At 46.1% G+C, this 25172-nt stretch carries 23 protein-coding genes, 16 tRNA genes and 2 rRNA genes (1 of these 41 running past the window's edge); 10 read left to right on the top strand and 31 right to left on the bottom strand.

Translation table 11 applies throughout. The annotated features are described in order from the left end of the window. Positions 1–10 precede the first annotated feature (10 nt). From OC538_RS16060 to OC538_RS16050, 3 genes are all read right to left on the bottom strand, one after another. Positions 11–1159, bottom strand: a complete 1149-nt coding sequence (locus OC538_RS16060) for a DUF445 domain-containing protein (RefSeq protein WP_262177268.1) — start codon at positions 1157–1159, stop codon at positions 11–13. 153 nt (positions 1160–1312) lie between these two features. Next, the gene (locus tag OC538_RS16055; RefSeq protein WP_262177265.1) at positions 1313–1963 is read right to left on the bottom strand and encodes a glyoxalase; all 651 of its coding nucleotides are present in this window, start codon (positions 1961–1963) and stop codon (positions 1313–1315) included. A gap of 2 nt (positions 1964–1965) precedes the next feature. Then, positions 1966–2256 (bottom strand): hypothetical protein, encoded by a 291-nt coding sequence (locus tag OC538_RS16050; protein ID WP_251696981.1) that lies wholly within the window; start codon positions 2254–2256, stop codon positions 1966–1968. Positions 2257–2362: 106 nt separating this feature from the next. Here OC538_RS16050 and OC538_RS16045 point away from each other — a divergent pair, with 106 nt between their 5' ends. The 3 genes from OC538_RS16045 to OC538_RS16035 all read left to right on the top strand — a co-directional run bounded on the left by OC538_RS16045 (position 2363) and on the right by OC538_RS16035 (position 5283). After that, positions 2363–3382: a S66 peptidase family protein gene (locus OC538_RS16045; RefSeq protein WP_262177261.1), complete on the top strand. Its 1020-nt coding sequence runs from the start codon at positions 2363–2365 to the stop codon at positions 3380–3382. Positions 3383–3456: 74 nt separating this feature from the next. Continuing rightward, on the top strand, positions 3457–4479 hold the full coding sequence (locus OC538_RS16040; protein ID WP_262177259.1) for a hypothetical protein: 1023 nt from the start codon (positions 3457–3459) through the stop codon (positions 4477–4479). Between the two features lie 18 nt (positions 4480–4497). Beyond that, positions 4498–5283 (top strand): helical backbone metal receptor, encoded by a 786-nt coding sequence (locus tag OC538_RS16035; protein WP_262177256.1) that lies wholly within the window; start codon positions 4498–4500, stop codon positions 5281–5283. A gap of 40 nt (positions 5284–5323) precedes the next feature. Here OC538_RS16035 and OC538_RS16030 read toward each other — a convergent pair whose 3' ends face one another. Next, positions 5324–5734 carry a ferritin-like domain-containing protein gene (locus OC538_RS16030; RefSeq protein ID WP_251696987.1) on the bottom strand — a complete coding sequence of 137 codons (411 nt, stop codon included), beginning with the start codon at positions 5732–5734 and terminating at the stop codon, positions 5324–5326. 51 nt (positions 5735–5785) lie between these two features. On the opposite strand from OC538_RS16030, the gene OC538_RS16025 reads away from it, so the two are divergent. Together OC538_RS16025 and OC538_RS16020 are read left to right on the top strand one after the other, a co-directional pair. Continuing rightward, complete coding sequence (locus OC538_RS16025) at positions 5786–5989, top strand: YheE family protein (protein WP_262177254.1); 204 nt, start codon at positions 5786–5788, stop codon at positions 5987–5989. Between the two features lie 47 nt (positions 5990–6036). Next, positions 6037–6195, top strand: a complete 159-nt coding sequence (locus OC538_RS16020) for a hypothetical protein (RefSeq protein WP_251696991.1) — start codon at positions 6037–6039, stop codon at positions 6193–6195. Positions 6196–6422: 227 nt separating this feature from the next. Here OC538_RS16020 and OC538_RS16015 read toward each other — a convergent pair whose 3' ends face one another. The 5 genes from OC538_RS16015 to chrA all read right to left on the bottom strand — a co-directional run bounded on the left by OC538_RS16015 (position 6423) and on the right by chrA (position 13585). Then, entirely contained in the window at positions 6423–7679 is a 1257-nt protein-coding gene (locus OC538_RS16015; RefSeq protein WP_262177835.1) for an MFS transporter, read from the bottom strand. A gap of 653 nt (positions 7680–8332) precedes the next feature. Further along, the gene (locus tag OC538_RS16010) at positions 8333–10084 is read right to left on the bottom strand and encodes an ABC transporter ATP-binding protein (protein ID WP_251696995.1); all 1752 of its coding nucleotides are present in this window, start codon (positions 10082–10084) and stop codon (positions 8333–8335) included. Then, on the bottom strand, positions 10081–11823 hold the full coding sequence (locus OC538_RS16005) for an ABC transporter ATP-binding protein (RefSeq protein ID WP_251696996.1): 1743 nt from the start codon (positions 11821–11823) through the stop codon (positions 10081–10083). The genes OC538_RS16010 and OC538_RS16005 overlap by 4 nt, the downstream gene beginning before the upstream one ends. A 227-nt stretch (positions 11824–12050) precedes the next feature. Continuing rightward, the gene (locus tag OC538_RS16000) at positions 12051–12206 is read right to left on the bottom strand and encodes a hypothetical protein (RefSeq protein WP_262177250.1); all 156 of its coding nucleotides are present in this window, start codon (positions 12204–12206) and stop codon (positions 12051–12053) included. A gap of 197 nt (positions 12207–12403) precedes the next feature. Then, positions 12404–13585, bottom strand: a complete 1182-nt coding sequence (chrA, locus tag OC538_RS15995; RefSeq protein WP_251697000.1) for a chromate efflux transporter — start codon at positions 13583–13585, stop codon at positions 12404–12406. Between the two features lie 183 nt (positions 13586–13768). On the opposite strand from chrA, the gene OC538_RS15990 reads away from it, so the two are divergent. Beyond that, the gene (locus tag OC538_RS15990; RefSeq protein WP_262177247.1) at positions 13769–15085 is read left to right on the top strand and encodes a hemolysin family protein; all 1317 of its coding nucleotides are present in this window, start codon (positions 13769–13771) and stop codon (positions 15083–15085) included. A gap of 56 nt (positions 15086–15141) precedes the next feature. Here the strand turns inward: OC538_RS15990 and OC538_RS15985 are convergent, their stop codons facing one another. Then, the gene (locus OC538_RS15985) at positions 15142–16689 is read right to left on the bottom strand and encodes a carbon-nitrogen hydrolase family protein (protein WP_262177245.1); all 1548 of its coding nucleotides are present in this window, start codon (positions 16687–16689) and stop codon (positions 15142–15144) included. A gap of 131 nt (positions 16690–16820) precedes the next feature. Between OC538_RS15985 and OC538_RS15980 the strand changes: the two genes are divergently transcribed. From OC538_RS15980 to OC538_RS15970, 3 genes are read left to right on the top strand one after another with little or no spacing between them, the layout of a single operon-like run. Further along, entirely contained in the window at positions 16821–17246 is a 426-nt protein-coding gene (locus OC538_RS15980; RefSeq protein WP_251697006.1) for a disulfide oxidoreductase, read from the top strand. Position 17247: 1 nt separating this feature from the next. Further along, positions 17248–17724 carry a thioredoxin family protein gene (locus tag OC538_RS15975; protein WP_251697008.1) on the top strand — a complete coding sequence of 159 codons (477 nt, stop codon included), beginning with the start codon at positions 17248–17250 and terminating at the stop codon, positions 17722–17724. Next, on the top strand, positions 17721–18578 hold the full coding sequence (locus OC538_RS15970; protein WP_262177242.1) for an RluA family pseudouridine synthase: 858 nt from the start codon (positions 17721–17723) through the stop codon (positions 18576–18578). The genes OC538_RS15975 and OC538_RS15970 overlap by 4 nt, the downstream gene beginning before the upstream one ends. A 46-nt stretch (positions 18579–18624) precedes the next feature. On the opposite strand, the gene OC538_RS15965 is transcribed toward OC538_RS15970, so the two are convergent. The 3 genes from OC538_RS15965 to queG form a co-directional block, all read right to left on the bottom strand. Beyond that, the gene (locus tag OC538_RS15965) at positions 18625–19455 is read right to left on the bottom strand and encodes an aldo/keto reductase (RefSeq protein ID WP_262177240.1); all 831 of its coding nucleotides are present in this window, start codon (positions 19453–19455) and stop codon (positions 18625–18627) included. Between the two features lie 320 nt (positions 19456–19775). After that, positions 19776–20249, bottom strand: coding sequence for a tRNA (uridine(34)/cytosine(34)/5-carboxymethylaminomethyluridine(34)-2'-O)-methyltransferase TrmL (gene trmL, locus OC538_RS15960; protein WP_251697013.1), 474 nt, complete (start codon positions 20247–20249; stop codon positions 19776–19778). Positions 20250–20262: 13 nt separating this feature from the next. Beyond that, positions 20263–21390, bottom strand: a complete 1128-nt coding sequence (gene queG, locus OC538_RS15955) for a tRNA epoxyqueuosine(34) reductase QueG (protein WP_262177238.1) — start codon at positions 21388–21390, stop codon at positions 20263–20265. Positions 21391–21446: 56 nt separating this feature from the next. Between queG and OC538_RS15950 the strand changes: the two genes are divergently transcribed. After that, positions 21447–22160, top strand: coding sequence for a B3/4 domain-containing protein (locus OC538_RS15950; RefSeq protein WP_251697017.1), 714 nt, complete (start codon positions 21447–21449; stop codon positions 22158–22160). A gap of 147 nt (positions 22161–22307) precedes the next feature. On the opposite strand, the gene OC538_RS15945 is transcribed toward OC538_RS15950, so the two are convergent. The 18 genes from OC538_RS15945 to OC538_RS15860 form a co-directional block, all read right to left on the bottom strand. Then, positions 22308–22388: transfer RNA gene (locus tag OC538_RS15945), tRNA-Leu, on the bottom strand. A 34-nt stretch (positions 22389–22422) separates the two neighbouring features. Then, positions 22423–22496: transfer RNA gene (locus OC538_RS15940), tRNA-Cys, on the bottom strand. A 10-nt stretch (positions 22497–22506) separates the two neighbouring features. Continuing rightward, positions 22507–22581: transfer RNA gene (locus OC538_RS15935), tRNA-Gly, on the bottom strand. A 3-nt stretch (positions 22582–22584) separates the two neighbouring features. Continuing rightward, positions 22585–22656 (bottom strand) — tRNA-Gln (locus OC538_RS15930). A 9-nt stretch (positions 22657–22665) separates the two neighbouring features. After that, a tRNA-His gene (locus OC538_RS15925) sits at positions 22666–22741 on the bottom strand. A 40-nt stretch (positions 22742–22781) separates the two neighbouring features. Next, a tRNA-His gene (locus OC538_RS15920) sits at positions 22782–22857 on the bottom strand. A gap of 24 nt (positions 22858–22881) precedes the next feature. Continuing rightward, positions 22882–22955, bottom strand: a tRNA-Trp gene (locus tag OC538_RS15915). 6 nt (positions 22956–22961) lie between these two features. After that, positions 22962–23046 (bottom strand) — tRNA-Tyr (locus OC538_RS15910). 12 nt (positions 23047–23058) lie between these two features. Further along, positions 23059–23131 (bottom strand) — tRNA-Thr (locus OC538_RS15905). Positions 23132–23144: 13 nt separating this feature from the next. Next, positions 23145–23220: transfer RNA gene (locus tag OC538_RS15900), tRNA-Phe, on the bottom strand. 9 nt (positions 23221–23229) lie between these two features. Continuing rightward, positions 23230–23305 (bottom strand) — tRNA-Asp (locus OC538_RS15895). Positions 23306–23308: 3 nt separating this feature from the next. Next, a tRNA-Met gene (locus tag OC538_RS15890) sits at positions 23309–23383 on the bottom strand. Positions 23384–23519: 136 nt separating this feature from the next. Further along, a tRNA-Val gene (locus tag OC538_RS15885) sits at positions 23520–23595 on the bottom strand. 157 nt (positions 23596–23752) lie between these two features. Next, positions 23753–23827, bottom strand: a tRNA-Glu gene (locus tag OC538_RS15880). A gap of 18 nt (positions 23828–23845) precedes the next feature. Then, positions 23846–23936, bottom strand: a tRNA-Ser gene (locus tag OC538_RS15875). Between the two features lie 3 nt (positions 23937–23939). Further along, positions 23940–24014, bottom strand: a tRNA-Asn gene (locus OC538_RS15870). 53 nt (positions 24015–24067) lie between these two features. Next, positions 24068–24183: ribosomal RNA gene (gene rrf / locus OC538_RS15865) — 5S ribosomal RNA — on the bottom strand. A 148-nt stretch (positions 24184–24331) separates the two neighbouring features. Continuing rightward, positions 24332–25172: ribosomal RNA gene (locus OC538_RS15860) — 23S ribosomal RNA — on the bottom strand (it continues 2093 nt past the right edge of the window).

The raw sequence follows: 25172 nt of genomic DNA, 5'->3' as shown, positions 1-25172 counted from the left end.
TTTATTCCCCCTATGATAAGTTTGTGAAAAAGACGATCATGCCTTGCACAATCCCGATAATACCACCTAACAGTGCGCCAAGGACCGTAATCATTTTGAATTCGCGCCTTGAAATGCCAAGGACGAGATCTTCCAGTACAGAAACCGGGAACGTATCTACCTGCTCCTTGACAATTTCGTCTAGCTTCAGCCTTTTCAATGATTCCTCAAGTTGCTTTTGGGCTTGATCGAAAGCGAATTGCATCACTTTAGGCGTCAAATTTTCAGAAGTCCACTCGGAACCTTTTGGCCAGTAATCGTGGATTGTTTTATCCAAACGGGTATCTAGCGCAAGTTCCTTGTTAGCATATGCTTTAATGGAAGTGAACAGTCCCTCCCAATCGAATCCGGCAAGCAGTTCCTCCATCGGACGCTTTTGCAGCTTTGCAAATTCCTTGTCGATCAACGAATGCAGAAGATTGTACGTGCCTGGCGCATTGATGAACTTCAATGCTTCGCGCTGCACCTTCTCAACAAGAGAGTTGGAATCCCCGAAGAACATGTTCAACATACCGCCAAATGTCCCTTTTGACTCAAGGAAATCATTGATCAGTTTTTGGAACATCACCTTCCCTTCATCCGAATCCACAAATTGCTCGGCTCGCTGCAGGATATAGTTGGTCACTACAGGAATATGTGCTATCGCCCGTTCCTGCCACTCCGCCGGAACGATCTCTTCAATCGTGCCCGATGTCAATTTCGTTCGCACGCTAATGAGCTGGGCATCGACGAGTGACTCGATCTTGCGCTCTGCTTTCTCGACGATGTCATGTGCGCCCGCCACTTGCAGCCAATCATGCAATGTCTTGTCCGACTCAAGCACATGCTCTTCCATCTTACTTTGGAGAAATGCCTCCGCTTTTCTTTCCATTTCAGGTGTCAATAATTTATTGCGCAATACATCGGGAGTGACTAAATAGTTCGTCACTGTCCTCCCCAGTTGCACGGCAAGTTCGTCGCGCCGTTTAGGAATCAACCCTGGCGTAAAAGGGAGACGCCATTTTCCAATATATTTCGCCTCATGGGGTCTGAACAGCATCTTGATCGCCAAGTGATTCGTAAATCCCCCGATCAACGCCCCGATTAAAGCCATAAACAACAATGTCCATAAGAAATTCATCGCTTCACCTTATTTCCGATTCGTTCGGTTTTCATTATAACAGAAGGAGTTGATTTGGAAAAAGTTTTCGATATGGTAGAGCTTGATGTATTCTGAGTGAACTTAAACAAAAGAATAAAGCCGTTTGCTGGAATGCAATCGGCTTTTCATCATTTATTCGAATGAAAGTCTTCCTTCTTCATCCACTTTTATATGTGCCTCATTCCAGGTCAATTCAAGCGGATATGCTTCCGATACTTTTTTTGAAAAATACCAGCGACGGCCTGGCGGAACGAGGACGATGTAATTATCGCCTCGTCCAAGAAAATTCAGTTCATCCGGTTCCACTTCGGTGCCATTACGGAGCGGAATTCCGAGATCTTGCAGTTCATCGCCCACTTCGACGACATGCGGTGTCGTTATACCTATTTCGCTAATATTCAAGAATGATTCTTTTGTCAAATCACCAAATAGATCCCGTTTTCTTCGGCCTATCAACTCAACGATATTGCCGACCGGGTCTTCAAAATACATTGCATCTGCGTCAAAGCTCGGGAAGTACACTTCGTCCCGTCCTTCTTCACGGTTCAACGTCACGCGATTCAGCATCCAATATTTCATCATAGAAAATTGATTGCCTGGGATGTTGATTGCGAAGTGATAAAAAGCCGGTTGTTCACTTTGCTTGAATGTAAGATGTGATTCTCCGATCCTCACGGTGAACTGCTCAACTGTCGATTCCATCACATCAAGTTCCAACACGTTTCCGTAAAAACGTCGTAATGCTTTTAGATTGTTTGTATATAATGTAGCGGACTTGATCATCTTCACTTTTCCCCTATCTCTACTTCTTTATTTATTTTATTCAACCCTTTGTAAATCAATAAAAGTACAACGTAAATAAGTAATGCCCCAATTACTAAGTTCCATAAGTGGAAGGAAACATATCTGAAATGGTCTGGGTGAAATAGTTCTGATGCGAATGAAATAGGAGGGTGTCCATTATATTCTATCCATACCAACGGCCATCCGAATCCAGATTCAGTCCCCGGCAGGATAAATGCGGAAGCAACCGCAATAATGACGCTCAGCGCAAACATCTTTTTGTATCTCAGCAAGCCCTCTCCCCCTTCAGTAAATAGTGCGGGACAATTTTAAGAATTCTTGATAAACTACTATACAACTATCTTACCATAAATTATGAAAGAAAATGGAGTGATTCTTATGATCCGCTATCCAAATCCTTTGAAACTAGGAAATACAATCGGCGTGACAGCGCCGTCGTCAGGTGTTGATGAAACCCTTCACCATCTCGTCCTAAACGCTAGACGTCAATTTGAAAAAAGAGGTTATCGAGTGACTGTCGGCAATACTGTGTGGACACAAAACAAGTCCGCTTCAGCAGAGAAAGAAATCCGTGCGGCTGAGCTAATGGCTATGTTCAAAAATCCGGAAATCAGTACAATCATTCCTCCATGGGGCGGGGAAATCCTGATGGAGATTTTGCCTCTCATTAACTGGGAGGACATTGACCCTAAATGGATTTTAGGTTATTCAGATACGAGCACCTTCCTTTTTGCGCTGACAGTGAAAACCGGCATTGCAACCGCGCACGGACCGAACTTCGTCGAATTGCGCAGCGATGTATGGGAGCCTGTTGCAAGTAAATTCATGGATGTCTTACAAGCGACTGCAGGATCAGATATTGAGCAACATTCATCTGAAAAGTTCCAATCCAAATGGCAACATGATGCTCCGGATGATCCATACGTCTATAAATTGGATTCACCGACTGAATGGAAGTCGGTTGGATCAGGAAACATTGAATTGGAAGGGCGCTTTTTAGGGGGCTGTATGGATACGATCCGTCACCTTGTCGTAACGCCATATGGTGATGTTACTTCATTCCAGAAAAACTTTTTGAACGATGAGCCGATTTTATGGTATTTCGAGAACTGTGAAATGAACGCTACCGATTTCCACCGGACAATGCTTCAGTTTGTCTATGCAGGATGGTTTGAAAACTCAACGGGCATCCTCTTCGGTCGCTCCCCTGCCGGTCAGGAAGTTAAAGGATTCACCGTATTGGATTCAATGGAAAGAATAAAAGAGCTGACCGGATTGCCGATCGTTTACGATGCCGATGTAGGTCATGTGCCTCCGCAAATTACATTTGTAAACGGGGCAAGCGGAAGAGTGACTGTGGAAAACGGAAAAGGAAAAGTCAAAACTACGCTTCGATAACCTCTCAACCGGCTGACTTTTCTGTCAGTTAACGATAGAATGGAAGAAAGATGTTTTTAAGGGGGAGTACGCCTATGCCAATTTCATTTCGCAAACATGAAGAATTTTTCACTTTCCATGATCCGATGCAAGACGGGAAGTTGATCGACAGAAAAACTGAAGTCAGATTTGATCCGTTAACCGATGAAACATCCCGTATCATTTTTGACCCGGGTGCGCCATTTGTGCCGAAGGATTATTCGGAACTCGCTAAGGCGACGGAAGGTAAGAAATGCCCTTTCTGCACTGAAAATGTATCCAAAATCACACCGCGTTTCCCCGATGAGTTAGTGGAAGGCGGACGGTTTGTCGGGAAAGAAGCGGTCGTATTCCCGAATTTATTCCCTTACAGCAAGCATAATGCCGTTGTTCGCATGTCCGAGCAGCATTATGTGAAGCCCGAAGAATTTACGGAAGAACTTATTTCGGATTCTTTTAAAGCTGCACATCAGTATATCGAAAAGGTATTGGAGTTCGACTCGAAAACCGAATATGTCTCCATCAATTGGAACTACTTGCCGCCTTCGGGAGGAAGCATCCTTCATCCCCATATCCATGTGTTGGCTTCCGAGCAGCCGACGAATTATCAGGCGGCGGTCACATCTAAAAGTCATGCCTTCTATGAAAATGAAGGTGAAAATTATTTCACTTCGCTTGTTGCTGAAGAAAGGACAATTGGCGAACGGTGGATCGGCAAAGCAGGCTCTATTGACTGGATGCATGCATTTGCTCCGAAGAGCCATTGCGACTTCATCGGAGTTTTCGAAGCGGCTTCCTTTAATGAACTGACTACTGCCAACTATGATGATCTTGCGAAAAGCCTTCTCCGTTTCTTCAGCTATTTCAAGGAAGTTGGATTGGAAAGCTTCAATGCCGCTATGTTCATCCCTGTGAACAAGCATGGCGCAGAGCAAGTCCACTTCCGCCTGATTCCCCGCATGACAATAGGAGCATTAGAAACAAGCGATATGAATGTGTTCAATTATTTGCATGGGGAACCTTTATCTTTGAAAGCTCCTGAAGATGTGGCAAAGGCAGCAGCTAAGTTTTTCGTATGAAAGGAATGAAGTATCGTTTTGAATAAAACAGTTGTGGACCAGGTCGGAAGAAGTGTCACTTTTAGCTTCCCGCCAAAAAGGATCGTCTCATTATGTCCTGGCATTACTGATACATTATTTTCGCTCAACCTGGATGCGGAAATTGTCGGCAGGACCCGTTTTTGCATCCATCCGAAAGGGAAGGTTGAAAATGTGCCGGCAGTTGCGGGCACTAAGGACATTAAACTAGAAGCGATTCAAGAAGTGCAACCGGACCTCATCATCGTTGAAAAAGAGGAAAACACGAAAGAGATTGTGGAAGAATTGGAGAAGCACTTCCCTATCTATGTCGCTGAAGTGCAATCGGTGGATGACGCATTCAGGATGATCGAAGATATGGGATGCCTGACGGATCGGAACGAAGCTGCCAGTGAATTGGCAGGTGCTATCCGACAATTTGAATCTTTGCCTAAGGCCACTGGGAAGCGTATAGCTTACGTCATTTGGCGGAAACCGTATATGGTTGTCGGGAAAGATACATATATCAATTCGCTACTCGAAAAGATGGGTTTCATCAATCCATTCACCGAAGCGGATGGCAGATATCCGGCAGTCACGGCGGATGAATTTCTGCGGGCTGAATTGGACTTTGTATTCCTGTCATCGGAGCCCTTCCCATTCAAAGAAAAGCATTTAAAAGAGTTTTTAGATATGATGCCAGAAACTGAACCGGTCCTTATCGATGGGGAAATGTTCTGGTATGGACCGAGGATGTTGGAGGCTTCTGTATATTTTCAAGAACATCTTTCTAGTCTTCGACAGTAAAAAACACGGGAGCATCGTAAAGATGGTCTCGTGTTTGCGTTCATCTCAATGAATTATAGATCGTAGACATCCGGATGGCATGCTCCATTTCGTCATGCATGGCGATGAACAAAGGATTGTATGCTTGCTGAATAGGAATCGTCAACAGCATTTCCTTATATGTCTCCACCCCATCCAACTCATCGACAAGCGCCTGTTTAACGCATTGCTTAAAGTTGTAACACGGAATTGGTTTCTTCGGATTTTGTACAAATGTCCCCGTCATCATATAATAGAGTTGTTGCAACATTTCATAATGGCTTTTTTCATCCTCATACGCGTGCTGGATGAAATCCCGCCAAAGCGGATCGTCCGTTTTATCATACATCGACTTGTAAAAGTAATAGTCTTTGTATTCACCCTCAATTGCCTGCTTTAATTTATCAACAAACACGTCAGCACCCTTTCGCATCTTTTGTACACTTTATGCGGTTGGGCGCTTGTCTATGAAAGGAGCAATCCGATGCTACAGCATTTCAGCTATAAACCGATGTTTGCAGGCGGCAGCTTGCCAGGCTGGACATTTTCATTCTTTTATCAAAATGAACGATTCACAGGCGATTACAAGCCGGACGGCACAATCGTCTGGACATGTGGAACACCGTCTGATGAAGAGAACGTCAAAAAAATGATTCATGAGCTAATGACATTCCACGTTTATGAATGATGACATACTTTACGTACATACTATCCTTCGATAAGGAGGCGATATGTATGGCTAAAGATAAAGAAAAGACCCCTGAGCAATTACACAATGAAAAAGAACAATTGAAGATTCAAAACCAGAAAACTGAAAACGTCTTTGAGGATAAAAGCCGGGTGCCTGAAGAGCAAAATGCTTGGAAGGAAACCCAGTATAAAAGAGGCGAATAACAAAAGCGCAGGGCGCCTGCATAGCAGAGGTTCGCAGTCTAAGTTCGCCGCGTCCTGCGGCAACGACTGCATGACCGGCATCCTGCCGGCCTCAGGCATAAGGCGAAGATGCGGCGTGGCGTCTTTTGCCACAGAGCAACTTTGACTTATGACCCCGAGCCTCTGGCGCCCGGAGTCTGGATGAATAAAAAAGGGCGGTCCCAGAAATAAACTGGGATTGCCTATTTTTATTCTCCAACCAATTTCCTTCTGCCGAAGATGAAATAATAATAAATTGATGAAATAATATACAGTCCTGCAGTAATCGTGAAGGCATACGCATAGCCCCAATAGGATCCGTTCGCGACAACGAGCCCCGTCGCAATAGGTCCCATCGTTGCCCAACCCAGATTGAAAACCATCTGGTTCATGGAATTGGCGAGCCCTTTGTATTTATCCGACACGACTTCCATCGCTACAGCACTTTGTATCGGATTGCCGGCGTTCATGAGCGCCTGTCGCAGGAGAAAGCCGAGTGACGCCAACATGAGCGACGTCGTGTACGCCGTCAATAGCAGGAAAGGGATCGATAATGCCTGGAATAAAATTACCGCCTTCACCTTGCCGACTTTCCTCGAAAGTGCTGGACCGATCATCGCCGCCACCGCAGTCATCGCCGAACCTAATGATAGAACAAGCCCGATATAGGAATTAGAGGCATCGAAACGGTTTACGAAGTACAAATTTAAGTATGGAATAACCAAACCTGAACCGAAACCGATCAGCAAGCTTGCGAATGAAAAATGGAAGATGACAATGAGATTCCGCTTGAAGCTAACATCCGCTGATGGAGATTCCTCAATATGTTCCTTCTCCCCCATATCAGATTCAGTTGATTTCTCCTGCAATTTGAATAAAGGGATCAAACCGATCGTGAAAATTGCTGAGCCCAAAAGCAATGCAAATCGGATCGCTTCCACTGTGCTGATATTGAAGACAGTTTCCAGCACGTCCGCAATAATCCCACCTGCCAAGCTGCCGACGACATTCGCAATTGTTATGATTGCAAAATTGACGCTGAATAGCCTTACCCGTTCTGTCGGAGATGAGTTCTCTGCAAGAAACGGGATGCCCGATACTTGAACAAATGCCATGAATAAACCCGTCAAAAATGCAGCGGCAATAATCGGTGTCTCTGCAACTGCAATCCCTCGATAGAAGAGAGTCGCCACTGTTAAGACGGCACCGCCGACAATCATCCATTTCCGACCGAATCGATCGCTTAAAAAGCCTGCAGGGACGAGCATGATAGCAGAAGCCATTGCCGTCATGGAAATGACTTTACCATTGACTGTTTCCGGCATTCCGAGCTCCCGTATGTATAAATTGTACATGACCATGAAAACACCCATTCCGATCTGGATGAGCGCATTTCCTATGATAAAAAGCCTCACATTCCGATTGAAGGAGGAGAATTTACGTCCCCATTCACTAAACCATTTCATCCACATTTCCAACTTTCCCTGACAATTACTTCGACACTCTAAATATACGTGTTTGTGAAACATTCTGCAATAGAGTTTTTAGGATAGTTAAATTTTTGCCTGAATAGAAAAGAGAGCCGATTTTATATCACATCTAACGTGATATAAAAGCAACTCATTCTCCCCTGTACAATGTGGTCAGCTCTGCTAAATACCACGGATATAATCACTTACAGTCTTCTTGAAAACTTTTGGATTTTCAACATAACTACCGACTACCCATCCACAATCCGTGCAAATCAGATGTATCAAACTATGGTTAAAACCCATTTTTTCGTAAGGTGTCACGCCTGCGTATCCTGATTGCTTACCTCTGCCTATCTCGTGGCTGCCGCATTTTGGGCAATCCTTCGCATTAAATTTCACCACTATCATCTCCCCTCTTCTACTAATACATTTACGGTTCGACAACTTGAAAGTTTCAGCAAAATTGTGCGGACTACTTGTTATGAGCGCAGCGGGGCATGCTTTGAGCGCGGAACGGCTTGCTTTGAGCGCAGAGCGACACGCTTTGAGCTCGGAAGACACGTTTTAGACGCGCGCAAACTCAACCACAAAAAAACTGTCACAGAAAGTCATTTATCCGACTTTCCGTGACAGCCTCTACCTATAAGTCAACCAACTCTCGAACTAGTCCCCGCCTGCAGTTTATACATCTGCGCATACTGTCCGCCAAGCGCAAGCAATTCATCATGATTGCCGTGCTCGACGATTTCACCGCGATCCAACACTAAAATGCGGTCTGCATTTTTAATCGTAGACAAACGGTGGGCGATGATGAACGTCGTCCGACCCTTCTTCAACACATCCATTGCGTGTTGGATGATTTCCTCGGTTTCCGTATCGATATTGGAAGTCGCTTCGTCCAATATTAAGATGGCCGGGTCAAAGGCTAGTGCGCGTGCAAATGAAATGAGTTGGCGCTGGCCGGATGAAAGCGTACTGCCCTTCTCCACGACCGGCTCATCAATCCCGCCCGGCAAATGCTTCAACACACGGTCGCCGCCGACTGCGTCAAGGGCATCCTGGACTTTTTCACGTGAAATGCGGGGATCGCCAAGACTGATGTTCGATTCCACGGTTCCGCTGAATAAATACGGATCCTGCAAGACGATTCCCATATGATCACGTATTGTCTGGCGTGACATATTCGCGATGTTCATTCCATCAATCGTTATTTTCCCTTTCGAAACATCATAGAAACGGAAGAGCAAGTTCATGATGGAGCTTTTGCCGGATCCAGTATGACCGACGAGCGCGACCGTCTCTCCTTGTCTCGCCTCGAAGGAAATGTCCTTCAACACATATTCCTCATCCTTATAAGCGAACCAGACATCCTCGAATCGGACATTTCCACGATAACGGGCAATCTTCTCATCGCTGACCGGCTCCCCTTGGCGATCCATCAGTTTAAAAACGCGTTCTGCGGCGACGAGGGAATGCTCGAGTCGAGCGAACTGGTTGACAACCCCCGTAATCGGGTTAAACAACCGGGTAATATAATCGACGAATGCGTACAACATCCCTACAGAAATGGCGCTCTCCGCCGACAGTGAAGCACCGCCGAAATACCAGATCAGAAAGACGAAAGCGAGCGACCGGATGATGTCTACGAGATTATGGGATGTCGCCGCTTCGACTTTCAATAATTTGCTTTGATACTTATAATGCTCATCATTCAATTCATTGAATTCCCCATCCATCTGCTTTTCCCTGCGAAAAGCTTGGATGATCGTCATGCCATTGATCGATTCATTGATCATCGCATTCATCTCACTGTTTTTGCTCCGGATAATATGGTTCACTTTTGAAGCGAACTTCCGATACAATTTCATCCAGACGTAAAGGACCGGCAGGACGAAAAGCGTGATGGCTCCCATTTTTGGATCCAAGTAAAAGAGTGCGATGAAGATTCCAAGCATATACATGCCGCTGATCGCAAACTGTGAAACGACCGTCACATACAAATTCCGGATTGCTTCGGTGTCGTTCGTAATCCGCGCGACCACCTTCCCAGCAGGCAAATCATCGAAATAGCGGATTGGCAACGTCTGGATATGCCCATACAATTCGTTCCGCATCTTTTGGATAATCCGGTTCGCGGCTTGTTGCAGCAATAAATATTGGAAATACCTTAGAATCGCTGTCACGACCGCCAAGCTGAAAAATACAGCCAGCAGTTTGGCGATTGGTGTAAAATTGATCGTCTTATCTAGTGATGTTGCGATATGATCGTCAATGATCTTCTTCGCAATTAACGGTCCCATCAGATCCGCCGCGACGGCGAAGCCGAGTAGGACGATTCCTGTAATTAAAAGCTTCTTATAATCAAGTGCATACTGCACTAAACGTTTACCCGTAGTCATACTTCAACCTCCCCGATCTGCTGGCGGTCGAATTGCTCTTTATACCATCCGTTGTTCGCAAGCAAGTCCTCATGTCTTCCTTCTTCTATTACACGTCCATCATCGAGCACGATGATCCAATCCGCGTGTTGGATAGCGGATAGTCTGTGTGTCGTAATGATTGTTGTCTTTCCTGAACGTTCCGACTGGATGTTCTCGATGATTTTCGCTTCGGTCTTCGCATCGACAGCAGACAACGAGTCATCCAGAATAAGGATTTCAGGATTTTTAACGAGAGCACGCGCAATTGAAATCCGCTGCTTTTGCCCCCCTGACAACGCAACACCTTTTTCGCCGACAAGTGTATCTAATCCGGCCGGCAACATCTCTAAATCTTTTTCGAAATGTGACAGACGGATAGACTCCGAGATATCATCCTCTGTCGCTTCCGGACGTCCGAACAGAATGTTTTCCCGTACAGAACGCGAGAAGAGCACATGATCCTGCGGCACATAGCCGATCCAATCACGGACTTGATCTTTCTTCAATGATTGAAGTGCGACATCCGAGAAGACGATTTCCCCGTCACCCGCCGGATATTCACGAAGCAGCTGTTTGACGAACGTCGTTTTTCCGCTTCCCGTCTTTCCAACGATGCCAAGCGTCTGTCCCCGCTCCAACTGGAGTTCGATATGATCCAGATTGACCGCGTGCGACATCGGATACGTGAAGCTCACGTCGTTGAAGCCGACGCTTTCCGGCTGATCGACGTCAATCGGATTGTCAGGATCTTTCACATCTTCCTCATAATCAAGCGTCTCCATAACGCGGTCCAGTGATGCATTTCCGCGCTGCAACACGTTGATCAGTTCGCCGATTGCAAACATCGGCCAGACGATCATTCCTAAATAGACATTGAATGTGACCAGTTTCCCTAATGTAATTTCTCCTGTTGAAACTAAAAACGCACCATACCCGAGCCCGATCATATACGTCAATGCGGTGAGCACCTTCGTAAACGGCATGAACAGGGCATCGATCTTTTCAACATGCATATTTTTCTTGTACACGTCTTCCGTCATATCCGCGAACCGTTGCTCCGAAGCACGTTCCTGCACATAAGCGCGGACGACCCGGACACCCGCCACGGCCTCCAGCACATTATCATTCAGCTCCCCGAACGACTCCTGCGCCGTCATATACCGTTCGTGGATTTTCTTGCCGAGCACCTGCAAAATGAATGCCAAGATCGGCAACGGTATAATCGCTGCGAGCGTCAACTTCCAAGACACGACGAACCCCATTGTAATGATGAGCGTTCCTAAATACGCCGTCGAGTCGACGAGTGTCATAATTCCGAAACCGGCAGTCTCTGAAATTGCGCGAAGGTCATTCGTCGAACGCGCCATTAGATCACCTGTTTTATTCTTCTCATAAAAAGTTGGGGTCATCTTCAGGAAATGCCGCATGAGCCGCGTCCTCAATTGCCGTTCAATAACATACGCCCCGCCGAATAGCTGGTATTGCCAAACAAAGTTTCCGACATACGCGACAAGCATGATAAGGAACATTGCACCAATGAAGAGTGCAAGCAGATGCGTTGTCATCGTCCTTGTATAAATGGTGTCAATCGCCTGCCCGATCAGCCAGGGCGGCAAGATGACAAGCACGTTCGCCACCATCAAGAGGATGAGTGCAATCGTGTACCTTTTGCGGTTTTCCTTGAAAAACCACTTTAATTTAAATAAAACCGAGAACATATTTTCAACCTTCTTCCTTCAATTCTCTTAACTATCCACTTTCAAGAGATTCCTTCTTTAATAGTTTCCGTTGCTGATTGACAATTTTCATGATCAGCACTCCTTTCTCATAGTTTTTTTATGGTTGCACGTTGGTAAACGTGGAAACACCGGGAATTCATTCCAAAGACAAAAAAGGCACACGCCTCCTAAGATAAGCGTGTGCTCAAAAAAAAGGGACGACTAAGTCATGGCGCCCCGGTACATTTCATAGAATAGAAAAAGAGCAGGTCAGCACGGAATTCATATTTTGTTGTTTGATAAAAAGAACTCTTTGCATTTTCCGCACCTTCCCAACTATTTTGATTTTCGAATAATTCAACAGTACCATTGACAATTTCCATTTGTCAATACCTTTCAACACAAATGAACTATATACCACTCAACGAAACAAATGATGTGGTCTACTACCGGTTGTATATGATATAAAGCAAAGTATATCATCAGAACCCCACGGCAAAGTATATATAGAGAAACGGGCGTGCCAGGAGATATTTTCCTGGCATTTTTTATTGTATGCACATAATGCCTGCCGTATGTATCACCCAACCAAAAGATGGGATAGCGCCCCCAATACAGCAGTAATCAATACAACGAGCCAAGGAGCCATTTTGTAATACAGTAAAAGACCGAAAGCAATGATTGCGATTCCAAAATCCATGGCAGAACCAATTGAACTTGTAAACACAGGGTCATACAACGCCGCGAGCAAGATTCCGACAACTGCCGCATTCACTCCTTTCAAAGCCGCTTGAATACCTGGCTTCGAGCGAATGGCGGACCAAAATGGCAATGTGCCGATGACTAGCAGGAACGACGGCAGGAACATGGCGAGTACAGCAACCGCAGCTCCCGACGGTCCATTCATCAGTTGCCCCAAATAACCGGCCAATGTAAAGAGTGGTCCCGGTACAGCTTGTGCCGCCCCGTATCCCGCGATGAACGTCTCAGCGTCCATCCATCCAGCCGGTACGACTTCCCGTTCAAGCATCGGCAATACGACATGCCCTCCGCCGAAAACGATTGAACCGACCCGGTAGAAAATGTCGAAGATTGAGAGGAACGTATTTTCAATGAAAGACCTGATTGCCGGAACGCCTATTAGCAGTAGGAAAAAAATCGTCCATGCCGCCACTCCGGTCTTCTTGCCGAATGAAAGAGTGATCGATTCGGGCTTCGGTGCCTGTTCCTTCCGATATAGTGCATAACCGATGAATCCTGCCCCGATGATGATCGCGATTTGACCAACTGCCGTCGGAATCAGTAATGTCAGGACTGCCGCAACGAGGGCAAGGGTTATTCTCGCCCGATCGGGTGTCAATGACTTGCTCATCCCGACCAATGCATGTGCAACGACAGCGACTGCGACAATCTTCAATCCTTTTATCCAACCGATATCAAATGAAGCTGTCGAGGAAACTAGCCAGGCAAATGCCATTAACAGCAATACCGACGGCAATGTGAAACCGATCCAAGAAAGAATCCCTCCAAGTAGCCCCCCGCGCATCAATCCGATTGCAATCCCAACTTGTGAGCTTGCAGGACCGGGCAGGAACTGGCATAACGCCACGATATCCGCATACATTTTATCGTCCAGCCACTTCTTTTTCTTCACATATTCATCCCTGAAATAACCAATATGGGCTGCGGGACCTCCGAAAGACGTAAGCCCAAGCAGCAATGATGTGCGCAAAATTTCCAAAGCATTTTTTTGCTTCTTCACAACTACACCTCCAGACGTACTTCGTCCATTATACAAGACTTAAGCAATACTATTTGTTTTTTTCTTGTAAATAATTTATCATTATCTTAACTAACCATTTTAATTTTACAGGAGGTGTGTACTTTGTTCTACCCCTCATTCGGGTGCGGAACAAAGTAAACTTATTTGGAAATTGCCATACGATTGGCAGCATTTGCTGCCTTGATCGCACTCACCGCATTTTTTGTTGCGAGTGAATTTGCAATTGTGAAAGTACGAACAACACGGATCAACCAGCTTGTTGCGGAAGGGAATCGCCGGGCGATCACAGCAAAAAGAGTCATCAGCAATCTCGACGAATATTTATCTGCTTGTCAATTAGGCATAACGATAACAGCTTTAGGACTGGGAATGCTTGGTGAACCAACCGTAAAACTGCTTATGAAGCCGGTTTTCTCCCACTTTGAAATAGCCCCGCATGCTGGGTCTATCCTTTCTTTCATTATCGCATTTACCGTCGTAACGTTTTTACATGTGGTAGTAGGTGAATTGGCTCCTAAAACAATTGCAATCCAGCGGGCGGAAGCCATTACGCTGGCAACAGCGAAACCGCTCGTTTTATTTTATGTCATCATGTACCCAGTCATTAAAGGGATGAATGGATCAGCGCGCTCCATTATCCGTCTTTTCGGCTTCAAACCGGCTTCCGAGTCGGATGTGGCCCATTCCGAGGACGAGTTGAGGCTCATTCTGACCGACAGTCTGAAGGGCGGGGAAATCAATCAATCGGAATATAAATTCGTCAATAAGATATTTGAATTCGATGATCGAGTCGCCAAAGAGATCATGGTGCCGCGTACCGAAATGATGACGGTCGAGAAAGACATCACATTGCGGGAAATGTTTGAAATGATGGGTGTCGAGCAATTTACTAGATATCCTGTCACAGATGGCGATAAAGACCATGTCATCGGCTTGGTCAATATGAAGAATCTGCTGACGGCATTCATAAAAGATCCTACAACAGGAAATCAGCCTGTCAGTGAATATATGCAACCAATCATCCGAGTCATCGAAACGATGCCAATCGGCGACCTGTTGCTGAAAATTCAACGCGAACGAATCCATATGGCAATTCTTATGGATGAATATGGAGGGACTTCCGGACTCGTGACAATCGAAGATATTTTAGAAGAGATTGTGGGAGAAATCCAAGACGAGTTTGATATGGACGAAGTGCCTGAAGTACAAATGATCAATGAAAACCATTTTATTTTGGACGCAAAAATGTTGATTGAAAACGTTAACGACGTTCTTGACATCGATATTGATGAAGAGGATATCGACACGATCGGCGGCTGGTTCATGTCCGAAAAATTCGAGGCGGTTCCGGGTGAAAAAATCATTGAACAAGGTTATGAATTCACCGTGAAAGACGTGGAAGGACATCACATCCTCTACTTGGAAGCGGTAAAAAATGAAAAAGCGATTGGATCGGCCGACTTACAGGTCGAGTCTTAACAACATAAAAACGGCATCTCCCCTACTTTGAAAGGGGGATGCCGTCTTTTATTTCTTCAAGAATCCTTCTTATACTCCACACGATACAAATCATGGCGGCGATCCTTCAGCTGCTTCACTGTCCCATCTTGACGCTGACGCCGTAAAATCTCGAGATCGACATCTCCGATAAGGACCATTTCCAAATTGGGATTCGTTTCTCCAACGATACCATCACGTGCAAACTCGAAATCGGATGGAGAGAAGATGGCCGACTGTGCATATTGGATATCCATGTTCTCTGTTTGCGGCAAATTGCCAACCGTTCCGGAAATGACTGTGTAGATCTGATTTTCAATCGCACGGGCTTGGGCACAATACCGAACGCGCAAATATCCTTGGCGATCTTCCGTACAGAATGGAGTAAAAATAATATTTGCCCCTTTGTCCGTGGCAATTCTCGCGAGTTCCGGAAATTCGATGTCATAACAGACCTGGATGGTGATTTTTCCACAGTCCGTGTCGAATACTTGGATCTCATCTCCTTGGCTGATTCCCCACCATTTCCGTTCATTCGGCGTAATATGGATTTTGTACTGCTTCTCAATCGACCCATCCCTTCTGAAAAGATAGGCGATGTTGTAAATCTCCTCGTCTTCTTCCTCGACGAAATGAGACCCACCGATAATATTCACATTATAGCGGACCGCAAGATTCGTGAACATTTCAATATACTGCGGCGTATACTCCGTCATCTTCCGCACCGCTCTGCTCGGAGAAGGCTCATCCAGGAAGGACATTAGCTGAGTTGTGAAAATTTCCGGGAAGACGACAAAATCTGAACCTGCATCGGACGCGACGTCCACGAAATATTCACATTGATTGGCCATTTCCTCGAATGACGATATTTTCCTCATTAAATATTGAACAACGCAAATACGGACAGGGTAGCTTGTCTTGTAATGCCGTTTAGTCGTTGCTTTATAATCCACGTTATTCCATTCCATTAACGTCGCATATTTTTTGGACGCTTTGTCATCAGGCATATAATTTGGATTGATCCGCATGAGGGTGAAATCATTCAATAGTTGGAAAGTGAGAACCGGGTCATAGATTTTATGGCGTGTCACCGCCTCCACATATTCCCTTGCAGACATTTCAGCTGCATACCGATGATAATTCGGTATCCTCCCCCCGATAATGATCGATTTCAGATTCAATCGTTGGACGAGCTCTTTCCTGGCTTCGTACAGCCGCTGTCCCACTTTCATCCTCCTGTATTCCGGATGGACCATCACTTCGATGCCGTATAGATTATAACCTTCGGGATTATGGTTCGTAATATAGCCCTTTGCGGAAATATCATCCCAAGAATGGCGGTCGTCGTATTCGTCAAAATTGATGATCAAGCTCGAACAGGAACCGATAATTTTCCCGTCCAGCTCAGCGACGAATTGCCCTTCCGGAAAGATGGACAGATGGCTTTTCAGATGCTCTTCCTCCCACGGGTCCATGCCCGGGAAACAGACCTCCTGCATTTTCAATATGTTTACGATGTCATCCTCTTTCATCTCTCGGATGATCATGCTCATTTCAAATGACGATAAATCAATTTCTTCACTCATCCATAGTTCACCCTTTCTACATAATATGTACCCATAATTGACTAGGAAAAGTCATGTAGTTCCGATTATTTTACATGAATACACCCACGCCGTATAATCAAAGAGGAATCTTAGAAACAGGAGTTGACATTATGCACAAACGGTTGGAAAATGGCCTTGTTTTCATTTTCACCATTTCCCTCATTGCAACACTCGGCTCTTTATACTTTTCTATTGTTCGGGGCTATGAACCTTGCACTCTATGTTGGTATCAACGCATCCTTATGTATCCGATCGTTTTGATGTCCGGTGTCGCTTTATACCAGAAAAACGCAAAAATCGCGTTGACGACAGCTGTTTTCGCAATTGTCGGAGGTTCCATTTCGCTCTACCATTATGGAATCCAGAAACTGAGTTTTTTACAAGACAGTGCACCGGCTTGCGGAAATGTTTCCTGTACTGGCCAGTATGTGAACTATCTAGGATTCATCACAATTCCGTTCATGGCTTTGACGGCATTCGTGCTGATCCTCATCACAAGCCTCTTCTTATTGAAATGGCAAAAGGAGTCTAACTAAATTGAAGAAATTACTGATTATCGGTGGTGTCATCATCGCCATCTTTGCTTTAATTGTCGTGTTGAATACTCAATCCAACAAAGAAAAGTTAAAGGACAATCCATATGGTTCGAAGAATCTTAAACAGGCGACGATCGATTTGATTGGCAACAAAAATTACAGCAATATCGTCCTCCCGGATGAACTTTATGAAAAAGTCTCTTCCGGAGAATCTGTCACTGCTTACTTCTTTTCTCCCGAATGTTCGTATTGCATGGAGATGACGCCGATCCTAATGCCGATTGCGAAAGAGAAAGGGATCCATGTGTATCAATATAATATGCTGGAATTCGAAAAAGAAGCCCAACCATACGGCATCACGTCTTGGCCGACGTTAATTCATTATGAAGATGGAAAAGAAGTTAACCGCTCCGTTGGTTTGCCGGTGAATCCCGAGGAAGATATCCGTGCTTTCTTCGATGAGTATGATAATAAATGATGGAAAAACTAAATACAGTTTTCCGTTATCAAATTAACCGAGATGGACTTACGGTCGAGGAACTGCTCCGGGATGATTGGAAAGCCGGTAAAAAGACCGTCCATCAAATGAGAATGGACAAGGCGGTCACGGATACAGCCGGACAGCCTTTCGAATGGCGTACGCCCCTGGAAGCTGGGACAGAACTTGTCTTTCATTTCAAGGACGCCGTATCATCATACAAGCCGGATGATCACGCGGATGTTTCCGTGCTTTTCGAGGACGAACATCTACTTGCAGCTCTGAAACCTGCCGATATCGCCACCCATCCAGATGAACATGATGAAGGCGGCACTTTTATGAATGCCATCATGGCATATGTTGAAAGAAGTGGCGGAGCGTATGCAGAGCATATCAATCGCCTCGATAAAGGTACGGCCGGAATTGTTCTTGTTGCGAAACATCCGATTGCAAAAGCGCTTTTTGATCGGATGATTGAGGAACGTGCTATTACACGCATCTATCACGCAGAAGTCGATGGACGTTTAAAACGGATGAGAGGGACGCTTCAATATCCGATTGGACGGGACCGCCATCATCCGACGAGACGCCGCGTCTCACCAGGCGGGCAGGATGCCATCACCCGCTACCGAGTCATTGAGCGGAACGATGAGTCGACAGTTGTTGAAGCTAGTCTCGAAACGGGCAGGACTCATCAAATCCGAGTTCATTTTTCACACATAGGACATCCCGTCAAAGGTGACACACTTTATGGCGGAAGCGAAACCGAAGATGGAAACTATCGTTTGGTTGCAAAGAAAGTTTCCTTCAAGCATCCATTTACAGAAGAGCAGACAACAATAGAAGTCATATAAAAAAACCCGCGGAGTCAAATTCCGCGGGTTTTTCATATGACTTTATTCACACTTCATCGAATTTCTCTGGATTTGTCCCAGTTCTCTCATCACGGTTCAAGGCATCGATTTTCATCATATCCTCAGGTGTCAACTCGAATTCCTTCACGTCGATATTTGACTTGATTCTAGCCGGAGTCACTGATTTAGGAATGACTACCAATCCATGTTGCAGATGCCACTTAATAATGACTTGTGCCGGCGTCTTGCCATATGTTAACCCGATCTGCTGCAACGTAGGCTCATCCATGAGTCCTCCTCTCGCCAGTGGCGACCAGGAAGTGACGACGATGCCATGTTCATTGCAAAATTCCCGCAATGGCTCCTGTGTAAGCCGCGGATGCAATTCAATCTGATTCACCATCGGCTTTACATTGGCAACGTTGAAAACCTTCTCCAGATGATGGATATGATGATTGGACACTCCTGTGGCCCTGATCAGCTTTTCTTCATAGAGCCGCTCGATTGCACGGTATGTATCCACGAATGTATCTGCTACTGGCCAATGGGTCAAATACAGATCCAAATAATCCATACCAAGTCTCTTCAAAGAAGCTTCAAACGCTTTCAATGTTGCGTCATACCCTTGATCAGTGTTCCATACTTTTGAAGTGATGAACAGCTGCTCCCTTTGAATGCCCGATTGCCGGATTGCCTCGCCTGTCTCTATCTCATTCTCGTAAATTGCAGCAGTATCGATAGCCCGATAGCCAACTTCCAATGCATATGAAATCGCCCTGATTGTCTCATCTGAATCAGTCATCTTGTAAACGCCGAGGCCAAGCTGAGGCATTTCCACGCCGTTCGATAGAGTCACCTTGTCGTCAAAATAATGCATTCCGTTCCCCTCCTATACAGTTTGTATACATTTATTGTACCCGTATTCCATAATTTTGACGAATAATGCCAGCCATTTGTTAATCAGAATGACACAATTTTTCAGTTCGGTCATTTCAATTTAATATTTATTAGGGTATACTATGTGAAGGACTAATGATTTTACAGGAGGTACATTTGATGAATCTTATCCTTATTCTAGCCGTTACCTTTGCATTCCTTTCGGCGATTTTCACAGGTGGATATGAAGACAAGCCTGGTAAAGTGAAAAAATAAGAACTACTAAAAACGGGACATGCCTTAATTGGCAGTCCCGTTTTTTTATGTTAAATCTAAAAATGATTGTTGCCTTAGGGCTTCGTATATCAGAATAGCGGCTGTGTTGGATAAGTTGAGCGATCTGATATGATCATTCATCGGGATGCGCAGGCAATTTTCGATGTTCTGTTCAATCACTTCGTCAGGCAAGCCGGTCGTCTCTTTCCCGAAAACGAAGAAAACATCCTTTGAAGGATCCGAATAATCAAAGTCCGAGTAGGTCCTCTCCCCGAACTTTGTAATGAAGAAAAACTGCGCTTCCGGATAAGCGCCAATAAACTCCTGTATATTTTCATGATACGTAATATCGACATATTGCCAATAATCCAGTCCTGCACGCTTGAGCATTTTATCATCAGTGGAAAATCCCAGCGGCTTTATTAAATGCAGTTTCGTTCCTGTCCCCGCGCATGTACGGGCGATATTCCCAGTATTCGCAGGAATCAATGGTTCAAATAATGCGACATGTATCGCCATTTCAGCACTTCCTTCAATTAGTCTCTAATACATTTTCCATCTCGAGACGCACGTCGGGATCCTCTTCCTTCTGTATCGCCAATTCAATTGCTGCGATACCGTCGCTCGTTCCAATTTGTCCGAGTGCCCATGCAGCAGTCCCGCGAATAAGCGGCCGTTGATCGTTTACAAGCAGATCTGTCAAAGTCGGCACGGCCGTCTCGTCTTTGAAGTGTGCAAGCGCAAGGATGGCATTCCGCTGTATCGGATTCTTGCCTCTCCAAGAACCTGACATATGCCCGTAAGTCTCCTTGAATTCTCGATTGGACAACCTGAGCATCGGCACAAGCAGCGGCTTTGCCAGTTCGGGCTCCGGCTGAAATGCAGGCTGATGAAGATTGTACATCCCTTTGTTTTTCGGACAAACAGTTTGGCATGTGTCGCAGCCATATACCCGGTTACCGATTTTCGCACGAAACTCCTCGGGAACTGGTTTTTTCGTCTGTGTCAAAAAGGCGATGCATCGTTGGGCATTAAGCTGCCCTCCTTGAATCAAAGCCCCTGTAGGACACGCATCCAAACAGAGTGTGCAATCCCCACATTGGTCTTCCATCGGAATATCGGGTTCAAACGGGATATTTGTAATCATTTCTCCGAGGTAGACATACGAACCGAATTCCGGTGTGATGACAGAACAGTTTTTACCGGACCAGCCGATTCCCGCCCGAACCGCGACAGCCCGGTCGACAAGCTCCCCGGTGTCCACCATCGAACGCATTTGAGCATTCGGTATCATGTCGGAAATAAACGTTTCGAGCAGTTGCAACTTTTCACGAAGGACATGATGATAATCCATTCCCCAAGATGCCCTTGCAAAGATGCCACGTCGCTCCCCCTTCTTCCCTCTTGGCGAATCTGTCATTTTGGATGGGTATGCGACTGCTATTGATATGATGCTTTCAGCACGATCAAGCAACATGACAGGCTCCGTACGTTTTTCGACATCACTTTCTTCGAAACCGGATTGAAAGCCCAATTCCTGTTGACGCCGCAAACGATTTTTTAATTCTAAAAAAGGGGCTGCGGTCGTAAAGCCGATTTTATCGATGCCGATCGTAGCTGCATATTCTTTTATTGACGACTGTAGCTGAGCGACATTCACAACGTTCCGCCTCCTTTATGATAGGATTGAAAATAAAAGATGATAAAGGTGATAAAATGAAAATAACTATAGATGAAAAACTTTTTCAACAGATGCCCGGATTGAAATTGGGCATTATCCATTATAACAAAATTACAGTGTCGGAATCTCCTCAAATGCTAAAAGGGAGACTCCAATTATTCCAGGAACAGCTTTACTTCGAATTGGACACCAAGCCTTTCAACGACTTTCCGGGCATCAAAGAATGGAGGGAAACGTGGAAAGCATTTGGAGCAGACCCTAATCGATACCGACCATCCGTGGAAGCCCTTTACCGAAGGATCAAAAAGCAGAATTACTTACATACCATCCATACTGCGGTTGACCTCAATACATTTTTCTCCCTCCAATATGAAATCCCGACTGGCATCTACGACTTGTCGAAAGTTGTTGGGGATGTCCAATTGACCCTTGGAGGGGAGGACGACGGTTATGATGGATTGAATGGCCGCTTCAACTCATTGAACCATATACTTCAATTAAAAGACGATTACAGCCCTTTCGGCAGCCCTTATGTAGACTCCATCAGAACAGCCGTCACCGATGAGACAACGGATGCCCTCCATATCTTATTCATCCGTCCTTCAATGGCCAAGGAAGAGGCTCTGCAACTGTCTACGGCATGTGGCAAGATGTTCACGTCCATCAGCGGCGGAGAAGCCTCTTGTTATCTGGTGGATAAAGAGAATCCTTCTATTCTAATGGACGGAACTGGTCCCTTCCAACTGTGATAACTTGTGTCCAAACAGCAATACATTCCCATTCCATAGAAAACGCTCCTTTCCGTGAAATCGGAAGGAGCGTTTTTAAGTTTGAACGAGAATCCCTAATTGGGAAAGAGAAAAGATGCAACCTGGGTTGCATCTTTTCAATGTGGATACCCGAGGCCGGACTTGAACCGGCACGCCTCGCGGCATCGCATTTTGAGTGCGACGTGTCTGCCATTCCACCACTCGGGCATAACAACAATTTACTTACAGCATACATGAAAGTTGGAGGCGGCAACCGGAATCGAACCGGTGGTAAGGGTGTTGCAGACCCGTGCCTTACCGCTTGGCTATGCCGCCGTAAGAAAGTTGGAGCGGAAGACGGGATTCGAACCCGCGACCCCGACCTTGGCAAGGTCGTATTCTACCACTGAACTACTTCCGCAAACTGGGGTAGCTGGATTCGAACCAACGAATGACGGAGTCAAAGTCCGTTGCCTTACCGCTTGGCTATACCCCAAAAAACAAATGGGGCGGACGAGGGGAATCGAACCCCCGAATGTCGGAACCACAATCCGATGCGTTAACCACTTCGCCACGACCGCCATGATAATTATATATTTTTCAATTGTATACTGCATAGAATGGGGCGGACGAGGGGAATCGAACCCCCGAGTGTCGGAACCACAATCCGATGCGTTAACCACTTCGCCACGACCGCCATGAAATTTAGCTTAAACAGAAATGGCAGGGGCAGTAGGAATCGAACCCACACCAAAGGTTTTGGAGACCTCTATTCTACCGTTAAACTATGCCCCTGTATAATGGTGGTGGGGGACGGATTCGAACCGCCGAACCCGGAGGGAGCGGATTTACAGTCCGCCGCGTTTAGCCACTTCGCTACCCCACCAAGAGAAGCATATGCCGGCGATAGGAGTCGAACCCACGACCTACTGATTACAAGTCAGTTGCTCTACCAACTGAGCTACACCGGCATAATATAAAAAATGGTGGCTCAGGACGGAATCGAACCGCCGACACAAGGATTTTCAGTCCTTTGCTCTACCGACTGAGCTACTGAGCCACATAAAAATGGCGGTCCCGACCGGGATCGAACCGGCGATCTCCTGCGTGACAGGCAGGCATGTTAACCGCTACACCACGGGACCATTTGGTTGCGGGGGCAGGATTTGAACCTGCGACCTTCGGGTTATGAGCCCGACGAGCTGCCACTGCTCCACCCCGCGATAATGATAATACTTACTATTTAATGTTTGCTACGCTTTTTGCATAAGGGACACCTTACGCTTCGCTGTCGGTGTTACTCGCATACGTTGCTATGCTCGTTGCTCCACCCCGCGATAATACTAATTATGAAATATATGGTGGAGGATGACGGGTTCGAACCGCCGACCCCCTGCTTGTAAGGCAGGTGCTCTCCCAGCTGAGCTAATCCTCCAGTTAAAATCGCGATAAGCTTCGCATTACTGCGTCAGCTTCATTCGTTCAGTCAGTCACGTACCGTTGTACGCTCCTTCCCTCTCTCAATCGCTTCCTTGTCCTGCTCGCTTCTCCCAATTTTAACGGGATCTGCGCTGAATCTAAGTTTTAAGAAATGGTGACCCCTACGGGATTCGAACCCGTGTTACCGCCGTGAAAGGGCGGTGTCTTAACCGCTTGACCAAGGGGCCATATGTGGATAATAAAACTGGCGGAGAGCAAGGGATTTGAACCCTTGATACGCGGTTAGCGTATACACGATTTCCAATCGTGCTCCTTCGGCCACTCGGACAGCTCTCCAATTGGCTCCGCAGGTAGGACTCGAACCTACGACCGATCGGTTAACAGCCGATTGCTCTACCACTGAGCTACTGCGGAATAGTACTGTAATAAGTATTTCATATCTTATTACGTTCATTTTAGAAATGACAGCCCAGCGACGTCTTACTCTCACAGGGGGAAGCCCCCTACTACCATCAGCGCTGAAGAGCTTAACTTCCGTGTTCGGTATGGGAACGGGTGTGACCTCTTCGCCATCATCACTGGACTATTTTTTTTCACAAGACAAGATTTATTATATCATATCTAGCGAATAAAGCAAGCGTTTTTTTCAAAATAAATAATTTTGTTCGCTCAAAACCGGATAAAACAGACATTGTTGCTGAACTTCAAGTTCAACCGTACTTTATAACTTTAAGGTTAAGTCCTCGATCGATTAGTATCCGTCAGCTGCACGTGTCGCCACGCTTCCACCCCGGACCTATCCACCTCATCTTCTTTGAGGGATCTTACTTACTTGCGTAATGGGAAATCTCATCTTGAGGGGGGCTTCATGCTTAGATGCTTTCAGCATTTATCCCGTCCATACATAGCTACCCAGCGATGCCTTTGGCAAGACAACTGGTACACCAGCGGTATGTCCATCCCGGTCCTCTCGTACTAAGGACAGCTCCTCTCAAATTTCCTGCGCCCGCGACGGATAGGGACCGAACTGTCTCACGACGTTCTGAACCCAGCTCGCGTACCGCTTTAATGGGCGAACAGCCCAACCCTTGGGACCGACTACAGCCCCAGGATGCGATGAGCCGACATCGAGGTGCCAAACCTCCCCGTCGATGTGGACTCTTGGGGGAGATAAGCCTGTTATCCCCGGGGTAGCTTTTATCCGTTGAGCGATGGCCCTTCCATGCGGAACCACCGGATCACTAAGCCCGTCTTTCGACCCTGCTCGACTTGTAGGTCTCGCAGTCAAGCTCCCTTATGCCTTTGCACTCTACGAATGATGTCCAACCATTCTGAGGGAACCTTTGGGCGCCTCCGTTACACTTTAGGAGGCGACCGCCCCAGTCAAACTGCCCACCTGACACTGTCTCCTGCCCGGATCACGGGCAAGGGTTAGAAGTCCAATACAGCCAGGGTAGTATCCCACCATTGCCTCCTCCGAAGCTGGCGCTCCGGATTCCAAGGCTCCTACCTATCCTGTACAGGCTGCACCGGAATTCAATATCAGGCTACAGTAAAGCTCCACGGGGTCTT

It is taken from the genome of Saccharococcus sp. Marseille-Q5394 (assembly GCF_946901335.1).
Taxonomy (GTDB): domain Bacteria; phylum Bacillota; class Bacilli; order Bacillales_A; family Planococcaceae; genus Sporosarcina; species Sporosarcina luteola_C.
The sequence above is the reverse complement of the archived record's forward strand: the minus strand, read 5'-3'. Positions and strand labels throughout refer to the sequence as shown.